The sequence below is a fragment of the Brachybacterium hainanense genome (assembly GCF_042434575.1).
Lineage (GTDB): Bacteria > Actinomycetota > Actinomycetes > Actinomycetales > Dermabacteraceae > Brachybacterium > Brachybacterium hainanense.
The window spans coordinates 1-18,940 of record NZ_JBHLSV010000037.1 but is presented as its reverse complement, the minus strand read 5'-3'; the positions used below and the strand labels follow the sequence as shown (position 1 = coordinate 18,940).

Genomic DNA, 18,940 nt, shown 5'->3' with positions numbered 1-18,940 from the left:
GCCGGGCCCGGTCAGGGGGCCGGATCGAGCGGAGCGCGCGCCACCTCGGGGTCCTCGTCCTCGACGGGGAACTCCCAGGGAAGGTCGGGGATCTGCGGGATCGAGGAGGTGATGATCGAGCCGTCGGCGCGCTGGTCGCCCAGGCCCACCGGCTGGGCCAGCACGGCGTCGTCGAGCATCGGCCCCTGATCCGCGAGCGGAACGGTCACGCCCTCCGCGGTGATCCGCACCCGCTCGCCCCGCACGGTCACCTCCACCTCCTCGCCGGTCTCGAGCGTGAACGTGATCGACTCCCGCACGATCCGGGTGCGGAATCGGGATCCGCGCACCGTCAGCGGGAAGACGAGCTCCGGCCAGGACCCGGGCAGGCGCGGGTCGAAGGACAGCTCTCCCGCCTCGTAGCGCATGCCGCCGAAGCCGTGCACGAGGCTCGCCCACACGCCGCCGGCGGAGGCGATGTGCACGCCGTCGGACGTGTTGGAGTGCAGGTCCGCGAGGTCGACGAAGAGGCCCGAGCGGAAGTACTCGAGGGCGATCCGCTGATGGCCGACCTCCGCCGCGATGATCGACTGCACGACGGCGGAGAGGCTCGAGTCGCCCGTCGTGAGGGGATCGTAGTAGCGGAAGTCGGCGAGCTTCTCCTCGGTCGTGAACTCGCTGCTGCGCAGGAACAGCGCGAGCACCACATCGGCCTGCTTGAGGACCTGGAAGCGGTAGATCACCAGCGGATGGAAGTGCAGCAGGAGGGGGAACGCCTCCTCGGGGGTGCCCGGGAGGTCCCACACCTCCCTCTCGAGGAAGCGGTCCTCCTGCAGGTGGATGCCCAGCGACTCGTCCTTGGGGATCAGCATCCCGTCGGCGCAGTCCTCCCATTCGCCGGGCTCGGCCGGATCCAGGGCGAGGTCGGCGACCAGACGCGCATGCGCCGCGGGGTCGCGGACCTCGAGATCACGGACGGCGAGCGCCGCCCGGCGCAGATTGTAGCGAGCCATCACGTTCGTGTACAGGTTGTTGTTCACGACGGTCGTGTACTCGTCCGGCCCGGTCACCGCATGGATATGGAAATGCCGGGCACCCTTGCCGTGGACGCGCCAGAATCCCAGGTCCGCCCACATGCGCGCGGTCTCGACCAGCACCTGCACGCCGTCGCGGTCGAAGAACGCGAGGTCGCCGGTGATGTCGCGGTACGAGGCGAAGGCGTGGGCGATGTCCGCGTCGATGTGGTACTGCGCGGTGCCGGCGGCGTAGTACGCGCTGGCCTCCTCGCCGTTGATGGTGCGCCACGGGAACAGCGCCCCGCGCTGGTTCATCTCCCGTGCCCGCTCGCGCGCCTGGGGGAGCAGGTTCACCCGGAACCGGAGGGCGTTGCGCGCCCAGGCCGGAGACGTGAAGGTCAGGAAGGGGACGACGTAGACCTCGGTGTCCCAGAAGTAGTGGCCCTCGTAGCCGGATCCGGTCAGACCCTTCGCGGGGATCCCCCACTGGTCCGAGCGCGCGGAGGCCTGGGCGAGCTGGAACAGGCACCAGCGGGTGGCCTGCTGCTCGGCAGGCTGCCCCGGCAGCTCGACGTCGCTGCGCTCCCAGAAGTCCGCGAGGTACTCCCGCTGCGCCTGCTCGTGATGGGCGAAGCCCAGCTCCCGCACCCGGTCCAGGGTGCGCCGGCAGCGGTTGAACAGCTCCCGGTGCGGCACCGATCGCGAGGAGTGGTAGGTGACCGCCTTGAAGACCGTGAGGCTCTGCCCCGCCTCCAGATGGGTGCGGGTGACGTGGCGGCCCATGTCCTCGTCGGTGCTGATCAGCTGCTCCGCCTCCACGTCGCAGTCGACCGCGTGGTCGGCGCCGACGGCGAGGGACATGCCGGAGGTCGCGGTGCGGTAGCCCAGCAGCATCCGCCGGTGGCTGTGCCAGTTCTGCTGCGGCTCCAGGACCCGGTGGGCGAAGGTGGTCGTGCGCCGCGGATCGTCCTTCACCGAGCTCGAGGCGACGCCCTGACCGAAGTCGTCCTTCGCGTCCTGCCGGTTGATCACCTGCGAGCTCACCACGACCGGCGCGGAGCCCGAGAGCATGTCGACCCGCAGGGTCATGAGCGCGAGGTGCCGGTCGGGGAAGGACACCATGCGGGTGCTGGTGACGCGGACGCGCTTGCCGGCGGGGGTGCGCCAGATCAGCTCGCGGCGCAGGATCCCGTCGCGGAAGTCGAGCACGCGGGAGTAGTCCTCGAGGTCGGCGATGGACAGCAGCAGCGGCTCGTCGTCGACGTACAGCTTCATGACCGTCGCATCGGGCACGTTGACGATGGTCTGCCCGGTCTCGGCGAGGCCGTAGGCGTTCTCGGCGTGGTGGATCCGCCAGGTCTCGTGGAAGCCGTTGAGGAAGGTGCCATGGTCCACGGCGTCGCGTCCCTCCGAGGGGGTCCCGCGCATGCCCATGAAGCCGTTCGCCGTCGCGAACAGCGTCTCGAGCAGCCCCAGGTCGCCGCCGGGCCGCGACTCGACCAGGCGCCACTCGTCCACCGGCAGATGCTGGCGGTCCACGGGATCGGCGGGGATGGTGCGCAGCCGGCTCATGCCTGCTCCTCCTTCTGATCGTGCTTCTGGTCGTGGCGGGGCTCGAGGAGCTCCGCGAGGTCGGAGACGACCAGGCTCGCGCCGGCCTCGGCGAGGGCCCGATGCCCCACCCCGCGGTCCACCCCCACCACGGCGCCGAAGTCGCCGGCGGCGCCGGCGCGCACGCCGGCGACGGCGTCCTCGTAGACGACGGCCCGGGCAGGCTCGCCGCCGAGCAGCCGGGCCGCGTGCACGAAGGTGTCGGGGGCGGGCTTGCCGGGCAGGCCCTCGTGCTCGGCGACGTTCCCGTCCACGACCACCTCGAAGCGTTCGCGCAGACCGGCCCCGCGCAGGACCTCCTCGGCGTTGCGGGAGCTGGAGACCACAGCCAGCCGGATCCGCTCCCCGTCCGCGGCGAGCGCGTCGAGATAGGCGACCGTGCCGGGGTACGGCTCCACCCCGTCCTCCCGGATCATCCTCAGGACCTCGTCGTTCTTGCGGTTGCCGAGCCCGCAGACGGTCTCCGCGCCCGCCTCCTGGTCGCTCGGGTCCCCGGGCTCGCCCTGCGGCAGCGCGATGCCGCGCGAGGCGAGGAAGGAGGCGACGCCGTCGTAGCGGGGCTTGCCGTCGACGTAGGCGAAGTAGCCCTCGTCGGTGTAGGGCTCGGCCACGCCGCGGGAGGCGAGGAAGCTCGTGAACATCTGCGCCCAGGCGCGCATGTGCACGGCCGCCGTGGGGGTGACGACTCCGTCCAGGTCGAACAGATGGATGTCGAACGTGTCGGGGCGGGGGGTTCCGGATGCGCTCACGGCTTCATGCTACGGGCCGCCCCCGCGCCGTGCGGCGCACGCTCGCCGATGCGTCCGGGCGGGTCCGTGATCCGCCGCGCAGGCTCGTCGCCGAGGGGTGGCACGGGGCGCGGACGCCCAGTACTGTGCCAGCGTGAGCTCGCCGGGAGCGGATCGACAAGCCGGACCGACGAGTACGACGAGCACGAGAAGCATCGAGGAGCACGGATGAGCAGGGACGGGTCCATCCCCGCGATGGACGCGGTGCGCCGCGGACTGGAGATCGAGGCCGATGGTGAGGCGGTCCGCCTTCGCATCGAGCTGACCAGCAACATCGCCGAGTCCCCGGCGCAGCTCTGGCCGCACCTGACGGATCCCTCCGAGCTGTCGCGCTGGTACGGGCCGGTCGGCGGGGACCTCCGCGAGGGCGGCGAGTACTCGGCGGCGGGTGGGGCGGGCGGGCGCATCCTCGAGGTCTCCGCCCCGCACAAGCTCGCGCTCACCTGGGAGTACGGGACCAACGTGGACAGCCTGCTGCTGCGCCTGGATCCCGAGGACGACGGCACCACGGAGCTGTCCCTCGTGCACACCTGCGAGATGCCCCGCGAGATCTTCGCGCAGTACGGTCCGGGCGCATCGGCCCTGGGCTGGGAGATCGCGCTGCTGGGACTGGCCGCGTACACCGGCGGCTGGGCGGCCACCTGCCAGGGCGAGGTGCCGCAGCCGGGCCCGCAGTGGCTGACGGGGCCGGAGGGCGCGGACTTCGTGCGCGCCTGGTCGATCCGCTGGGCGGCCGCCTCGGTCGCCGCCGGGACCGAGGAGGAGGCGGCCCGCCGCGGGGAGCTCGCGACCGCGACGGCCTACGGCGCCGGACCGGTGGGCTCGGCGGCCCGCTAGGAGCGGGGCTCCTGCGCGAAGAGCTCCCGTATCTCGCCGGCGGTGAGGCTGCGGCTGAAGGCGTCCCCGCCGTCGGTCAGGGAGTCGAACAGGGCGGCCTTGCGCTCCTGCAGGGCGAGCACCTTCTCCTCGATGGTCCCCTCCGCGACCATCCGGTAGACCATGACGTTGCGGGTCTGGCCGATCCGATGGGTGCGGTCCACCGCCTGCGCCTCCGCGGCCGGGTTCCACCACGGGTCCAGCAGGAACACGTAGTCCGCCTCCGTGAGGGTCAGCCCGAAGCCGCCTGCCTTCAGGGAGATGAGGAAGACCGGGTCCTCGCCGCGGCGGAAGCCGTCGATCACCTGGGAGCGGTCGCGGGTCGAGCCGTCGAGGTAGGAGAAGGGGACGTCCCGGGAGAGCAGCTCGTCCCCCACCCGGCGCAGGAACGAGGTGAACTGGCTGAAGATCAGCACCCGGTGCCCCTCGGCGAGGACCTCCTCGAGCTTCCCCAGGAGGGCGTTCATCTTCGAGGAGGGGACCTCGTGGTCCCCGCCCTCGACGATCGCGGGGTCCAGGGCGAGCATGCGCAGCAGCGTCAGGGAGCGGAAGACGATGAAGCGGTTGCGGTCCATGTCCTCGTCGATCAGCCCCAGCACCTTCTTGCGCTCGCGCTGGAGCACGGAGTCGTACAGCTCGCGGTGCGCGGGCTCCAGGGGGATCCTCGCGACCTGCTCCTGCTTCTCGGGCAGGTCCGAGGCGACCAGCTCCTTCGTGCGGCGCAGCATGAAGGGGCGGATCCGGCGCCGCAGCCGCGCCATCCGGGCCGGGTCCTCGCCGGACTCGATGGGGCGGGCGTACTCGCGCGTGAAGCGGACCGCGGAGGGGAACAGCCCCGGCACGGTCAGCGCGAGCAGCGACCACAGGTCCCCGAGCGAGTTCTCGAGCGGAGTGCCGGTGACCGCCAGGCGGAAGGGGGCCCGCAGCCTGCGGGCGGTCCGATGGGCCGCCGTCGCGCGGTTCTTCACGAACTGCGCCTCGTCGAGGATCAGGCCCTCCCATTCCTGGTCGGTGAACTCCTGGGCGTCGATGCGCAGCAGGGTGTAGCTGGTCACGACGATGTCGGCACCGTCGACCACGGCGGACAGCGTGCGCCCCCGGGCCCGCGAGGTGCGGTCCACCACGCGGAGGTCCAGACCCGGGGCGAAGCGGGCCGCCTCCGCCTCCCACACCCCGAGGACCGAGCTCGGGGCGACCACGAGGAACGGATGCCGCGGCGCGCTCCGCCGCTGCGCGCGCACGGTCGCGATGAGCGCGAGGGTCTGCAGCGTCTTGCCCAGGCCCATGTCGTCGGCGAGGATCCCGCCCATGCCCTGCCGGTGCAGGAAGTGCAGCCAGGCCAGCCCCTCGCGCTGATAGGGGCGCAGCTCCGCCCGGAAACCCTCGGGGAGCTGCGGCGGGTCCAACCGGGAGACGGCGCGCAGCGCGCCGACGTGCGCGGTGAAGGCCGCGGACTCCCGGGCCTCGTCCGCCACCGCCGTGATGTCGTCCCAGAAGTCCAGATGGTAGCGGGAGATCCGCTGATGGTCCGGCTCCCATTCGGCGAGCGCCTCGCCCTCGACGATCAGCCGCCGCAGACCGTCCAGGCTCTCGTGCTCGAGGGAGAAGTAGGTGCGGTCGGGCAGCAGGAGCTTCGAGCGCCCCTCCGCGAGCGCCCGGAACAGGGTCGGGAAGGCGATCGTGCGCCCCTCGATCGTGACCTCGAAGGCGAGGTCGAACCAGTCGTGCTTGCCGGGGCTGTCCTGCTGGGTGACGCGGACCTGCGGGGCGTCCAGCAGCTCCCGGTACCGATGCCGCTGCCCCGTGACCACCACCTGCACGTGGCGCAGGGAGCGCAGGGGGTCGAGGACCTGCTCGGTGAACAGGGCCGTGTCGACCCCGTGGAGGGTCTCGGCGGCGTCGAGGGCCGCGGTGGGCCACAGGGTGCGGACCTCGGCGAGCACGGAGTCCTCGTGGTCGAGGTCCCGGTGGCCCCCGGTGCGGCGGTCGACGGCGACGGTGCGCTCGGGGTCGTGGTAGCGCCAGGACCAGTGCAGGGCGAGCGCGTCATCGGGGGAGTAGGCCGCCTGCAGATGCAGGGACGGCGGGGGGATGCTGGGCAGGGGCACCGAGGTGTCGGTGCTCGTGACGGTGATATGGCGGCGCAGCCGCGGATAGGCCTCGCGGAAGAACTCGGCGGTGTCGGCGCGGGGGATCAGCAGAGGGGCGCCGCGGTCCAGCAGCGAGCGGATCTGTCGGGGCAGCGGGATCTCCGCGGGTGCGAGGACAAGATCGATCCGCTCGCCGCCGCGGGCGGTGCGCGAGCCCAGGCGCACGTCCATCACGGCGCTCTCGCCGATCGGACGGGGAAGCAGGGCGCGCTGCCCGTCGATGCTCACGGCCACCCGGAGCTCGAGATCGGAGCCCTCGCCGTCGCGGACGTCCTCGCCGACCGCCTCGAGGTCGAGGGAGACCCGCGCCAGCTGGGCGAGACGGACCTCGCCGAGCGAGCCCTGCGGGACCAGCTCGACGCCCGCCGCGCGGGCGGCCACCAGGAACTCCCAGATCAGCGGGGTGCGGATGCTCTCGAGCCACAGATGCTCGACGGGGCCGCGGGTGTAGCTGCGCTCGGACTCGGCGACCGTGAACAGCTGGGTGAGCGCATCGGCGTGGGCGGGCACGTACTCCTGGTTCATGCCCCGGAACTCGAAGGTGCGCCAGGACAGCCCGGACTTGATCCAGTTGCCGCGCTTGCCGGCGCGCATCGGTCGGATGCCCAGGTGCAGGGGACGTCCCGCATGCAGATGCGCCGGGGTCGCGGGCTCGTTGCCGAAGGCATAGCGGGTGCGAACCAGCGGCTCGGCCAGGAGCTCGATGCCGATCGCGAGCGGCAGGCGCGGGGTCTGCTCCGCGGTCTCGACCATGAGAGGGTCCAGCAGAGCCCGCCAGCCGCCGCGCTCGGCGGAGCCGGGCTGCTCGGCCTCGCCCGCGGTGCGGATCCGCGAGACGGCGTACAGCACCGCGGCCGCGTGCTCGCAGGACGTGCGCGCAGGGCAGTCGCAGCGCGAGGCGACGGGGATCCACAGCTCGCCCTCCGGGCCCTGCTCGGCGGGGTCCCCGGAGCCCAGCAGCTCGAGCTGCACCCGGACACGGGCCGCGTCCTCGGCCGCCGCCCCGGTCTGCACGGTGCCCGAGAGCACGCCCTCGCCGAGATCCCAGGTCAGGTCGCCGACATCTCCCTCCCGAAGATGCGTCCGACCGGCCTGGGCGGCCTCCACGCCGGTCAGGCCGGCGATCTGGTGCTCAGGAATGCGCGGCACGCGGGAGTCATGAGGCATCCCTCCAGCGTAACGCGTCGGCGCCGCGCTCAGCTGGGCCGGGCGGGCAGCACCGCGTAGACGGCCCGGGACGAGGCAGGCTCGAGAGCCTGGTCGACGAGGGCCCGGGCGAGATCCTCGCGCGGCAGGGGAGCGGCACCGGCCTCCTCCGGCGGGACGAGCCGGTACGCCTTCGAGCCGAGCAGGTCGATGATCCTCCCGGCCCGCAGCACCGTCGTGCGCAGGCCGCTCGTCTCCAGCAGCAGCTCCATGCGACGCAGATCCGCGATCGATCCGCCGCCTGCGAGGCGGCGCAGCGGGGCGAGCGCGCCGCGCAGGGCCCGCGGCGCCCGGGCGGGCCCGTCGAGATCCACATGGGAGGCGGCCACGAGACGACCCACGCCGACCGCGCGCAGGGCCCGCACCAGTGCGATCGTCGTATCGGTACGGGACATGGTCGGTTCCGAGCCGAGCTCCGTGCCGTGCCCGAGGACCACCGCATCGGCTCCAGCGACGGCTGCGGCGAGCTCGTCCTCGGACGAGGGGGCGGCCCCCCGCACCTCGAGATCGCGGGTGAAGCGGGCGACCGCGGCGGGGTCCGCGGCGGTCGCGGTGACGGCGAGGCCCCGCACGACGGCCTCGCGCATCACCGCCTCGCCCAGCTGGTCATCGGCCCCGATCACGACGAGGCGGAAGGGGGCGGGGGCGGCGGAAGCGGTCATGGGGGAAACCTACCGGGATGCGGACCGCTTTGCTCGCGGGGCGGGGCGGTGGAAGAGTGCCGGGAGTGAGCGTCGCCCCACCCCCGGTCCCCGCGCGACAGGTCCTGCGCCGCCTCGTCCCCTCGGTCTATCTGCCGACCGTCCTCGAGGCCTCCGGGGAGAACGCGCTGCTGCCCGTGATCCCGCTGATGGCGCTGCAGCTCGGCTTCAGCGTCTCCGAGGCGGCCGCCCTCACCGTGGTCTTCGGCATCGCCTCGGTGCTCGGACCGATCCCCGCCGGGCGGGCGATGTCCCGCATCGGGGCGCAGCGCGCGATCATCGTGACCGGGGTCCTGCTGGTCCTCGCGAACCTGTCCGCGCTGGTCGTCCTCGGCGGCGGCATGGACGGGGAGCCGCGGCCGGTGCACCGCCTCGCCCTGGTGGCGCTGCTCGTGGTCATGGCCGCGGCGGGACAGGTGTGGGCGCTGGGGAGGCAGACCTACCTGGGCACGGCCCTGCCCGCCCCGATGCGCGCCCGCGGCATGACGCTGTTCGGCGGGATGATGCGGATCGGCCAGGTGATCGGTCCGCTGCTGGGAGCCGCGGTGATGGCGCTCGGGCACACCAGCTGGGTGTTCGGACTGTTCGCGACGATGACCGCCACGGCCACGATCCTCGTGGCCGTGTTCATGGTGCCGGGGGAGCCGGGCGCGGACGCGCCCCGGCACCCGGCGCCCGCGGAGAGGCTCGCGCGCAGGCCGCGGCGCAGCGAGGCCGGGCACCGGCTGGACCGGGCGGTCCTCGCCCGGATGGCCGTGGTCGGGGCCGGCATCACCCCGGTCATGATGGGTCGCGTGAACCGGCCGGTGATCGTCCCCCTGCTGGGCGCCTCGCTCGGGCTGGACGCCACCGCGATCTCCGCGATCTTCGGCGCCACGGCGGTCCTCGAGATCGCCCTCGTGGTCCCTGCCGGGGTCCTCATGGACCGGTACGGGAGGGCCGCCGTCGCCGTTCCCTGCTCGGTGCTCATGGGCGCCGGCTTCGTGCTGCTGGCCGTCCTCGCGGGCGTCCTCGGCGGAACGGGGACGAACGGCGCGGTCCTCGCTCTGCTGCTGCCGAGCATCCTCATCGCGATCGGCAACGGCCTGGGCTCGGGGATCGTCATGACGCTCGGGATCGACACCTCGCCCGTCCACGACCGCACCCGCTATCTGGCCTGGTGGAACACCCTCCTGGGGGCGGGGCGCCTGACCGCGCCGCTGCTGGTGACCGCGGTGACCCTCCTCGCCCCGGTGGCTGCCGCCGGAGCCGTCAGCGGCGTGCTGTGCCTGCTGGGGGCGGCCTGGCTGGGCAGGACCCTGCCCTCCCTGGTTCCCTCGGGCGGGACCCGCCGCTCCTGAGCTCTGGCCCGAGGGCCGGGACGGACCTAGGCTGGGCGCCGGGCGTCGGTCGCGGCGCCCTCCGGCCACGACGCGCCGCGCGCGGTGGCGTCGCCTGACAGAGAGGTCCGCGATGGCCTACGCCCTGCGCCCGTATCTCACCTTCCCCGGCACGGCCCGGGAAGCCCTCGAGTTCTATCGCTCGATCTTCGGCGGCGAGCTCACCGTGCACACCTTCGCCTCCTTCCACGCCCTTCCGGAGGGCTCCGCGAGCGGGGACAAGGTCATGCACGCCGACCTCGTCACCGAGTTCTTCACGCTGCATGCCTCGGATGCGATCCCTGAGATGCCCGAGCCGGTCCGCTTCGGCGAGAACGTGAACCTGTCCCTCATGGGCGAGGGAGCCGATGCCCTCGAGGAGCTCACCGTCGCGTTCGAGAAGCTCGGCGACGGCGGTCGCGTCACGATGCCGCTCGCCCTGCAGATGTGGGGCGATCACTACGGCGCCCTCGTCGACCGCTTCGGCACCGCCTGGATGGTGGACGTGCACGTCCCCGGCGACGACGTCTGAGCCGGGTCCGCCCCCGTCGCCCTTCGTCGGTCCCGCGGCCGACGGACGTCGCTTGCGCGGCGCGCCGTGCTCCGCTGGAATCGGAGGGTGCCCCTCCTTCCCGCGCGTCCCTCCCGTCCCGGCCTCCGCACGACGGAGCCCGGCGATCCGGGCCCGATCCCCGCGGTGTCCTTCCACGACGTGGCCGTGCTGCGCGAGGACGTGCTCATGCTGGACGGGGCGAGCGGCCGGGTGCAGTCCGGGCAGATCCTCGCGCTGACCGGGCGCAACGGCTCCGGCAAGACGACGCTCCTGCGGGTGCTCGCGGGGCTCCTGGCCCCGACGGCCGGCCAGGTGGCCGTCCTGGGGCGTGTCCCGGACGAGCGCGACCGCCGCTTCCGCCGCAGCCTTGCGGCGCTGATCGGCCCGCCGATGAGCGCCCGCGACCTCACCGTGGAGGAGAACCTGCGCTTCATCGCCGCGACCTGGGGCGCCCGGGCGGATCCGGCCCAGGAGCACGCCGCCCATCTGTTGGAGTCGCTGTCCATCGGCGCCCTGGCCGGGCGCTACCCGCATGAGCTCTCCAGCGGGCAGTCCCAGCTCGTCGCGATCGCCATGACCCTCTCGCGTCCCTTCGACGTGCTCCTGCTCGACGAGCCCGAGCAGCGCCTCGACGCCGAGCGCCTCGACCTCGTCATCGGCCTGCTCGCGCAGCAGGCCGAACAGGGCGCGGCCATCGTGCTCGCGAGCCACAGCCCTCGTCTCGTGGAGGCGCTCGCCGATGTCGCCGTGCATCTCGAGGCGGAGGCATGAGCCGCCGACCGCCGCCGGGCCCGGACCCCCGGACGCTGTGGGAGCGCGCCGACGGCCGCAGCACCCTGCCGGCGGTGCGGGAGGCGTGGGGTCGGCGCCGCGGCGCTCGCACCGGCCGCGACACCGCCTACCTGATCTATCTGGTGGTCCTGACCATCGCCGTCTTCGGGCTGACCCCGGCCAGGGCCCTCATGATCGGACTCGCCCGGCCGGACACGATCATCCTCCTGACCGGCTCGCAGTCCCCGCAGCTGCTCACCGCCGGCTGGCTGCTCCTGTGCGCCGGCGCCGTCCTGGTCGGCACGATGCGCGGTCCGGTCGTGATGACGCCGTTCTTCACCGCGACCCTCGGCGCCTCGGCGATGCCTCGGCACCTGACGCTGCGCTGGCCCCTGCTGCGCTCCGCCGCCGTGCTCGGTCTGGCGGGAGCGTGCCTCGGCGCGGTGATCGGAGGGACGCTCCTCATCGGCGGCGGCGCGGACGGGACCGACGTGCTGCTCATGACCACGGCCTGCACCGGGGCGGGGCTCATCGCCCTGGGCCCCTGGACGGCGGGCGAGGTGCTGTCCCCGGATCGGCCCGATGCGCTCGGCCTGCGCGCCTCCCTCCGGCGGCACCCGTCCCGGCGCGTGCTGGGGGCGCCCTTCGCCGCTGCGGCCGCCGCACCGATGCTCGCCCTCGTGCTCGCGCTCGCCGCGCTCGCGGCGGCCCTCGCCCCCGTCCCCTGGGGGATCGGCGCGGTGCTGTGGAGCGGCACGACGCCTCCGGAGGCGGCGGCCTGGGCCTTCGCGTTCCTGCTCTCCGGCGCCAGCACCGTCGTGCTGTGCCTGACCGGCCTGGACCTGCTGCACGGCCGGGTGCTGTCCCTGCAGGCCGGTTCCTGGAGCGCGGCCGGGATCAGCGCGATCACGGGCGATCTGAGCGCTGCGGCGGGCAGCTACCGCGCGCTCCCGCGCACCGGGAGGCGGCTGGGGGCGATGGGCCGCCGCGGCCGCGCCGCGACGGCGCCGGTGCTCCTGTATCTGCGCCGAGACCTCGTCGCCCTGCTGCGCACCCCCGCCCGTCTGGTCGTCGGCGTCCTCGCAGGGACCGGGTCCTTTGCACTGCTCGTCCTCGCCGCGGACGCGCAGGGTCCGCTGCGCTGGGTGGGAATGGCCCTGGCCGGTCTCGGGGTCTGGGCGGCCTCCGGCGTCCTCGTCGACGGGATGCGGCATGCGGTCGCCACGCTCGGGGCGCCCGTCCTGCTGGGGCACGGGGTGCGGATCCAGCTGCTGCTGCACGCCGTGGCCCCGGGGCTTCTCCTGCTGCTGCTGGCCGGGCTCGGAGGGGCGTGCGCCCTGGCCGGGGGCGCGGAGGCAGGCAGCGTCTCCCTCGCCTTCCTGCTCGCCGTGATCAGCATCGTCGGGCGGGCCCGGGACGCCGCCAAGGGGCCGATGCCGCTGCGGCTGGCCGCCCCGATGCCTACCGCCATGGGCGACGCCTCGATCCTGCCGATGCTTCTGTGGCAGGGGGACGCCGTGCTGCGCGCCGTCGGTGCGGCGGTCCTCCTGGCCCTGGTCTCCGGCATGGCATCCTGGGCGGGTCTCGCCGTCGCGGCCGGGATCCTCGCCCTGCTGCTGATCGAGCTCGCCGTGCGCCTGAAGGAGCTCTCCTCATGAGCGGTCCGCCTCCGCCCAGCATCCGCACGACCTCCGATCCGCTGATCCGCCGCGCCGGCGAGGCCCTCGGGCGCCTGAACGCCCGCCATCCCTGGAACCACAACGCGCACTTCCATCCCTGGATCCTGGCCGGGATCCCGGCGCGGGCCCGGTCCGCGCTCGACGTGGGCTGCGGACGCGGCGACCTCGTGGCCGCCCTGCGCGGGCGTGTCCCGCATGTCGAGGGCATCGACCCGGATGCGGCCATGGCCCGCGCCGCGGGAGACCGCTTCGCCGTGCTCCCCGCCGTCCGCATCCGCGCCCTGCGCCTGGAGCAGCTGGATCCCGCTCAGGAGCGCTACGACCTCATCACCATGGTCGCGAGCCTGCACCACATGCAGGTCCCTGACGCCCTCGCCCGCGTCCGCTCCCTGCTGCGCCCGGGCGGGCGTCTGCGCATCGTCACCCTCGTGCGGCCCGTGACCTGGCGCGACCATGCATGGGACGTCGGGAACGCCCTCGTGAACCCGCTCATCGGGATCGTGAAGCACCCGCGCCCGGCTGCGGCCGCGGAGCGGGAGCGAGCGCAGGACGCGACGATGCCCGTCCGCGACCCGCAGCTGACGCTCGCGGAGCTGCGGGAGGCGGCCTCCCGGCTCCTGCCCGGTGCCCGGATCCGCCGGCGGGAGGGCTTCCGCGTCACCCTCGCCTGGGAGGCGCCGCCAGCGGGATGAACCTCCGCTCGCCGGTGCTCGCGACCGCATCGAGCAGTGCCGCGGTCACCCGCAGCGTGCGCGCGGCCCCCGGTCGCCCGTGCGCCCGGGCGAGCACGGGGCCCAGCTCCCGGGCGAGGGCGGTGATCGCGGTCAGCGGGCGCATCGCCAGGGTGATCCGGCGGATCCTCCCGTCCGCCTCCAGCTCGAGGTGCTGCATTTCGTGCAGGTCCACGCCCCGCACCCGGGCGCGCGCCACGAGCAGCGCCGCGCTCCCGTCCCGGATCTCGTGCTCATAGCGGAAGCCGCTGACCACGGAGAACACCGCGGTGAGGAGCACCTCGACCTCCTCGGGACCGCGGAAGACGAAGCGTTCGGTGAACGGGGAGACGAGCTCGGCGCCATCCCCGAGGGCGCGCACGGCCGCCTGCGGGTCGCCGGTCTCCCCGGCCCTCCTCCAGATCTCGATCGCGGACATGGCGGCTCCTCGCAGCAGGACGTCGGCGGGCTGTCGGGACCGACACTACGGAGCCGCGGAGGCGGGCGGAAGACGGGGAGAGCACCCGATATGTGTACGATCGTCCTCTGCGTCGTGGTGGGCGCGTCGCCACCTCCTCACGTCCTCGCGAAAGGCATCCGTCCGTGTACTCGCTCCTCCTCGCGATCATCTACATCGCGTTCATCAGCCTCGGCCTGCCGGACTCGCTCGTCGGAGCCGGATGGCCGGCCATGCAGAAGGACCTCGGCGTCCCGGTGGCCTTCGCAGGGATCATCACCATGATCATCGCGAGCGGGACCATCGTCTCGAGCCTCGCCTCGGAACGGGTGACACGTCGCTTCGGCGCCGGCGCGGTGACCGCCGTCAGCGTCGGCATGACCGCTGCCGCGCTCATCGGGTTCTCGACCTCCGGCGCCTTCTGGACGCTGTGCCTGTGGGCGATCCCCTACGGGCTCGGCGCGGGCGCCGTCGACGCGGCGCTGAACAACTACGTCGCCCTGCACTACGCGGCCCGCCACATGAACTGGCTCCACAGCTTCTGGGGCGTGGGGGCATCCATCAGCCCCTTCATCATGAGCTGGGCCATCTCCTCCGGCCGCGGCTGGTCCAGCGCATATCTCACGATCGGCGTCGTCCAGGCCGCCCTGACGCTCGCGCTGCTGCTGAGCCTGCCGCTGTGGGGGACGGCTCGTCGCCGCGGGCAGGGCGGGGGAGCGGAGGCCGCCGGGGACGGGGCGCCGCCGACGGAGGACGGGGAGCACCACCGCACCCACGTCCCGCTGTCGCAGGCGCTGCGGATCCCCGGTGTGCTGCTGATCCTGGCCGCCTTCTTCGCCTACTGCGCCCTCGAGGCCACCGGGATCCTCTGGGCGGCGACGTACCTCGTGGCCGAGCGCGGGGTCGGCGCGGCCACGGCCGCCGCCTTCGCCTCCCTCTTCCTGCTCGGGATCACCGCGGGGCGATTCCTCGCCGGCTTCGTGGCCGACCGGATCGGGGACCGGCAGCTGATCCGCGGCGGATTCGCGGTCGTCGGCATCGGCGCCCTGCTGCTGGCGCTGCCGCTCGAGACCGACCTGCTCGCGCTGGTCGGCCTCGTCATCGCCGGACTGGGCTGCGCCCCGATCTATCCGGCCATCATCCACTCGACGCCGGGCAACTTCGGCCGCCGCAGCTCCCAGGCCATCATCGGCATCCAGATGGCCGCGGCCTACACGGGCTCGACCCTCGCCCCGCCGCTGTTCGGCGCCGTCTCCACCTGGACGGGCATGTGGATCCTGCCGTTCTTCCTGGCCGCCCTGGTCATCCTGGGTCTGGTCATGTCCGAGCGGCTGAACCGGCTCGTCGCCGCCCGGGAGGGGGCGGCGTGACCGCGGCCGGCCCGAGCGGGCACCGACCTGGCCCCGATCGCCCCGCGCCCGTCCGTGCCGGAGAGCGCTGCTCCCCTCCCCGGATGGACGACGTGCTTCCCGCGAGACCGGCGACCGGCTCCTCCCTCGCCGTGATCGAGGGACTCCTCGCCTCCGGCGCGACGAGCGCCGTCGTCAGCGACCTCGACGGCGTGCTGCGGGTGTTCGACCCCGAGCTCTGGGCGGAGCTCGACGAGCGGATGTCCGTCCCGGCCGGCACCGCCTTCCGGGCGATCCTCGCCAGCCCGGTGCTCGGGGAGGTCATCCGCGGACGCATGACGCACGCCCGCTGGCGGGAGCGCGCCCGTGCCGATCTCGCGGCCGCCGGAGTGCCGGCGGGCCAGGCCCATGACGCGGTCGCACGCTGGGCCGCCGCCCCGGCGCGCGTGGATCCGCAGGTCCGCGACCTCCTCATCCGCGCACGAGAGGCCGGCCGGACCGTCCTCGTCCTCACCAACGGCACCGACAGGGTGCGCGAGGAGGTCGCGGCGCTGGACCTCGCGGCCGTCATCGGCCCGGAGGGCGAGCGGCTGCTGAGCTCGCACGAGATCGGCAGCGCCAAGCCCGAGCAGGAGACCTACGCCGCCGCGCATCGACGGCTCGAGGAGCTCGCCGGCGCCCCGCTCGCGGCGGACGAGGTCGTCCTCCTCGACGATTCCCCGGGCAACGTCGAGGCCGCGATGGCCTTCGGATGGCGCGCCGTGCTGCACGAGGCCCCGGGGACTCCCCGCGGATGACGCCGGGCGGGGATCGGGGCTAGACCGCGCCGAGTCCCAGGACCCCGCGCAGCTCCGCGACCACCCGGGGATGCCCCACGAGCACCAGCTCCCCGGACGGGTCGTCCACGGCCTCCGCCCCGGCCTCGGTCGCCAGGAGCCGCCCGCCCACGAGATCCCAGACCTCGTTGCGGTAGGCCACGAGCGCCCCCACGCGGCCCTGTGCCAGCAGCCCCCAGTCCGCCGACGGGGCCCAGGTACGCAGCACCCGCTTCGCGGAACGCTCCAGCGCCCCGAAGACGCGATCGCGTCGCGCGTCGCCGTGCTCCACCGCGTAGCCCTGCGTGAAGGACACGGTCGTCACCCGCAGCGGGGATGCCGCACCCAGATCGAGCCGCTGCGGCTCCCCGTCGTCCGGCCCCTCGAGGAAGGCGCCGCCCCCGGCGACCGCCCAGAACGTCCGCCGGCGCGGCGAATCGTGCACGACGGCGACCAGCGGCTCGCCGCCGCGGCACAGGGTGATGCACACGCCGTACACGTCCAGCCCCAGCACATAGTTGTTGGTGCCGTCGAGCGGATCGATGAGCCAGCGCAGCTCCGCATCGGGCCCCGCCCCCTGCTCGCCCTCCTCCTCGCCGAGGATCCCATGATCCGGGAAGCGCTCCGCGATCCCGGCGGCGATCAGCGCCTCTGCCGCGCGGTCCGCATCGGTGACGACATCGGCGCCGTCCCCCTTCGCATCCGCTCGCGCCCGCTGCTGCCATGCGACCGCGAGATCCCCGGCGCGCCGGGCGAGCACGACCGCGAGCCGCGCGGCGTCGACGAGCTCCTGCTCGGTCATCTCAGCGTCCCCCATGTGCGGCGACGACCTCGCCCAGCCGGGCGATCGCGCTCTGGATGACCTCCGGCGCGTGCGTGACGAAGCTCAGACGCATCGTCGAGCGGTCCGGGGAATCGGCGAAGAAGGACCAGCCCGGCAGATAGGCGACCCCGGCCGCGACCGCCTCGGCGAGCATCGACTGCGCGTCGAAGCCCTCGCCGAGCGCGGCCCACAGGAACATCCCTCCCTCGGGGCGCGTGACATGCGCACCCGCCGGGAGCACCGGGGCGAGCGCCGCGGACATGGCGTCCCGACGCTCCCGGTACACGGCGCTCACCCGGGCCACATGCGCATCCAGGTCGCAGACCTCGAGGTAGCGGGCAACCGTCAGCTGGTCCACGACCGAGGACTGCATGGAGATCGCGGCCTTCGCGACCGCCAGGGTGTCGAGCATCGGGCCCTGGGCGCGGATCCAGCCGATCCGCACTCCCGGCGCCATGAGCTTGCTCATCGAGTTCATCAGCAGGGTGCGCTCGGCCATGCCGGGCAGCGAGGCGATCGCCGGGTACGTGGTGCCCGTGAAGCTGAGGGCGCCGTAGGGATCGTCCTCCACCAGGGCGGTGCCCGTGCGCAGCAGCACCTCCGCGACGGCGCGGCGCCGCGCGAGCGGCATGGTGCGGCCCGTGGGATTCTGGAAGGTCGGGATCAGGTAGACGAACTTCGGATGGTGCTCGCGGATCGCCTGCTCGAGCGCCTCGGGGACGACGCCCTCGTCGTCGGTCTCGACGCCCAGCATGCGAGCCCCGTGCACGGAGAAGGCCTGCACGGCCGCGAGGTACGTGGGCGACTCCACGAGCACCGTGTCGCCGGGCTCGAGCATCGCCTGGGCTGCGACGAACAGCCCTTCCTGCGAACCGGACGTGATGCGGATCTGCTCCGCCGTGGTCGGCAGATGCCGGGACACGCGGCGGGCGGCCTGCTCACGCAGCTCGAGCTCGCCCTCGCTCACCCCGTATTGCAGCGCCCGTGCTCCATGGTGCGTGAGGACCCAGTCGTAGGCGGCCTGCACGTCCGCGAGCTCGAACAGCGCCGGATCGGGGATGCCTCCGGCGAAGGAGACGACGTCCGGCCGTGCGGCGAGGGCGAAGATGTCCTTGAGCGGGGAGGACTCCATCCCGGCGTAGCGGGCGGCGATGGGGAAGCGGAACGGCTCAGGCGCGGTCATCCTCCTATGGTGGCACGCGCGCCGTGCCCGCAGGCGCCGAAGCGAGCAGGGGCGAGGCGCCTCACGCGACCCCTCACAGGCCCAGCGCGCCCTGCTCCTCGAGGGCGCCCTCGAGGACGAGCAGCGCACGCTTCGTCTCGATCCCGCCCGCATATCCCGTCAGCGACCCGTCCGAGGCGAGCACCCGATGGCACGGGACGAGGATCGAGATCGGATTGGTGCCCACGGCCCGGCCGACAGCCTGCGCCGCGCGCGGTCGGCCGAGCCTGCGGGCGAGCTCCCCATAGGTGGTCGTCTCGCCGCGGGCGATCTCCCGCAGCAGGGCCCACACCTGGTGCTGGAAGGCGGTGCCCTGCGGGGCCAGCGGCAGCTCGAAGCGCTCCCGCTGCCCGGCGATGTAGGCGAGCAGCTGGTCGCGGGCCTCCGCCAGGAGCTCGTCGCCCGGACCCGCCGGATCGCCCAGCCGGGAGGCGGTGGGGAAGTAGGCCTGGTCCTCGCGCCAGACCCCGGTGATCGCCGGCCCCTGGGCGGAGATGACGTAGATGCCCAGCGGTGTCGGGATCCGCAGATGGCGGGGCGGGGCCGGTGCGGATCCGTCCGTCCGCGGGATGCTCGGGGTGCTCATGAGCGGGTGTCCTTCCGTCGTGACGGCCGGGCAGGGAGCCCGGCCTGGTGATGCCAGAGATGCATGGTGGCGTAGGACCGCCATGGCGCGGCCGTGGCCAGCAGCGCCGCCAGCGCGGCATGGTCCTCGGCGAGGCCCAGGTCGCGGGTCGCCGCGAGCAGCGCCACGTCCCGGGGCGGCGCCAGGTCGATCGCGCGGACGCCGCGCAGCAGCGCGTAGTCGGCGGTCCAGGGGCCGATGCCCGGCAGGGCGAGCAGCTGCTCCCGCAGGTGCCCCGCGTCCGCGGCGAC

Annotated in this window: 16 protein-coding genes and 1 pseudogene; 8 read left to right on the top strand and 9 right to left on the bottom strand. The window is 73.7% G+C overall.

What is annotated here, in order from left to right; genetic code table 11:
• Positions 1–11 precede the first annotated feature (11 nt).
• The gene (locus tag ACFFF6_RS18995) at positions 12–2,567 is read right to left on the bottom strand and encodes a glycoside hydrolase family 65 protein (RefSeq protein ID WP_376983085.1); all 2,556 of its coding nucleotides are present in this window, start codon (positions 2,565–2,567) and stop codon (positions 12–14) included.
• A complete protein-coding gene (locus ACFFF6_RS18990; RefSeq protein WP_376983084.1) occupies positions 2,564–3,355 on the bottom strand; it encodes an HAD family hydrolase in 792 nt (263 codons plus the stop codon). Before ACFFF6_RS18990 ends, ACFFF6_RS18995 begins: the two co-directional genes overlap by 4 nt.
• Positions 3,356–3,562: 207 nt before the next feature.
• On the opposite strand from ACFFF6_RS18990, the gene ACFFF6_RS18985 reads away from it, so the two are divergent.
• Entirely contained in the window at positions 3,563–4,231 is a 669-nt protein-coding gene (locus ACFFF6_RS18985; protein WP_376983083.1) for an SRPBCC domain-containing protein, read from the top strand.
• Here the strand turns inward: ACFFF6_RS18985 and ACFFF6_RS18980 are convergent.
• Positions 4,228–7,587, bottom strand: a complete 3,360-nt coding sequence (locus tag ACFFF6_RS18980; protein ID WP_376983082.1) for an SNF2-related protein — start codon at positions 7,585–7,587, stop codon at positions 4,228–4,230. The two genes, ACFFF6_RS18985 and ACFFF6_RS18980, sit on opposite strands and share 4 nt — an antisense overlap.
• Before the next feature lie 29 nt (positions 7,588–7,616).
• Positions 7,617–8,288 (bottom strand): NAD(P)H-binding protein, encoded by a 672-nt coding sequence (locus ACFFF6_RS18975; RefSeq protein ID WP_376983081.1) that lies wholly within the window; start codon positions 8,286–8,288, stop codon positions 7,617–7,619.
• Positions 8,289–8,353: 65 nt separating this feature from the next.
• On the opposite strand from ACFFF6_RS18975, the gene ACFFF6_RS18970 reads away from it, so the two are divergent.
• From ACFFF6_RS18970 to ACFFF6_RS18950, 5 genes are all read left to right on the top strand, one after another.
• Positions 8,354–9,667, top strand: coding sequence for an MFS transporter (locus ACFFF6_RS18970; RefSeq protein WP_376983080.1), 1,314 nt, complete (start codon positions 8,354–8,356; stop codon positions 9,665–9,667).
• A gap of 112 nt (positions 9,668–9,779) precedes the next feature.
• Positions 9,780–10,217 carry a VOC family protein gene (locus ACFFF6_RS18965; RefSeq protein WP_376983079.1) on the top strand — a complete coding sequence of 146 codons (438 nt, stop codon included), beginning with the start codon at positions 9,780–9,782 and terminating at the stop codon, positions 10,215–10,217.
• Between the two features lie 87 nt (positions 10,218–10,304).
• On the top strand, positions 10,305–11,009 hold the full coding sequence (locus tag ACFFF6_RS18960; RefSeq protein ID WP_376983078.1) for an ABC transporter ATP-binding protein: 705 nt from the start codon (positions 10,305–10,307) through the stop codon (positions 11,007–11,009).
• Positions 11,006–12,667, top strand: coding sequence for a hypothetical protein (locus tag ACFFF6_RS18955; protein WP_376983077.1), 1,662 nt, complete (start codon positions 11,006–11,008; stop codon positions 12,665–12,667). Before ACFFF6_RS18960 ends, ACFFF6_RS18955 begins: the two co-directional genes overlap by 4 nt.
• Entirely contained in the window at positions 12,664–13,380 is a 717-nt protein-coding gene (locus tag ACFFF6_RS18950; protein WP_376983076.1) for a class I SAM-dependent methyltransferase, read from the top strand. The genes ACFFF6_RS18955 and ACFFF6_RS18950 overlap by 4 nt, the downstream gene beginning before the upstream one ends.
• On the opposite strand, the gene ACFFF6_RS18945 is transcribed toward ACFFF6_RS18950, so the two are convergent.
• Positions 13,346–13,837 (bottom strand): hypothetical protein, encoded by a 492-nt coding sequence (locus ACFFF6_RS18945; RefSeq protein ID WP_376983075.1) that lies wholly within the window; start codon positions 13,835–13,837, stop codon positions 13,346–13,348. The two genes, ACFFF6_RS18950 and ACFFF6_RS18945, sit on opposite strands and share 35 nt — an antisense overlap.
• Positions 13,838–14,001: 164 nt before the next feature.
• Between ACFFF6_RS18945 and ACFFF6_RS18940 the strand changes: the two genes are divergently transcribed.
• Both ACFFF6_RS18940 and ACFFF6_RS18935 read left to right on the top strand, forming a co-directional pair.
• Positions 14,002–15,225: an MFS transporter gene (locus ACFFF6_RS18940; RefSeq protein WP_376983074.1), complete on the top strand. Its 1,224-nt coding sequence runs from the start codon at positions 14,002–14,004 to the stop codon at positions 15,223–15,225.
• Between the two features lie 83 nt (positions 15,226–15,308).
• Positions 15,309–16,001: an HAD family hydrolase gene (locus tag ACFFF6_RS18935; RefSeq protein WP_376983073.1), complete on the top strand. Its 693-nt coding sequence runs from the start codon at positions 15,309–15,311 to the stop codon at positions 15,999–16,001.
• 19 nt (positions 16,002–16,020) lie between these two features.
• On the opposite strand, the gene ACFFF6_RS18930 is transcribed toward ACFFF6_RS18935, so the two are convergent.
• From ACFFF6_RS18930 to ACFFF6_RS18915, 4 genes and pseudogenes are all read right to left on the bottom strand, one after another.
• Positions 16,021–16,821, bottom strand: coding sequence for an inositol monophosphatase family protein (locus ACFFF6_RS18930; protein ID WP_376983072.1), 801 nt, complete (start codon positions 16,819–16,821; stop codon positions 16,021–16,023).
• Position 16,822: 1 nt separating this feature from the next.
• Positions 16,823–18,025, bottom strand: coding sequence for an aminotransferase-like domain-containing protein (locus ACFFF6_RS18925; protein ID WP_376983071.1), 1,203 nt, complete (start codon positions 18,023–18,025; stop codon positions 16,823–16,825).
• Positions 18,026–18,098: 73 nt separating this feature from the next.
• On the bottom strand, positions 18,099–18,650 hold the full coding sequence (locus ACFFF6_RS18920) for a methylated-DNA--[protein]-cysteine S-methyltransferase (protein WP_376983070.1): 552 nt from the start codon (positions 18,648–18,650) through the stop codon (positions 18,099–18,101).
• A pseudogene (locus tag ACFFF6_RS18915) lies at positions 18,647–18,940 on the bottom strand (Ada metal-binding domain-containing protein); the annotation flags it as partial. The gene ACFFF6_RS18920 and the pseudogene ACFFF6_RS18915, both read right to left, overlap by 4 nt.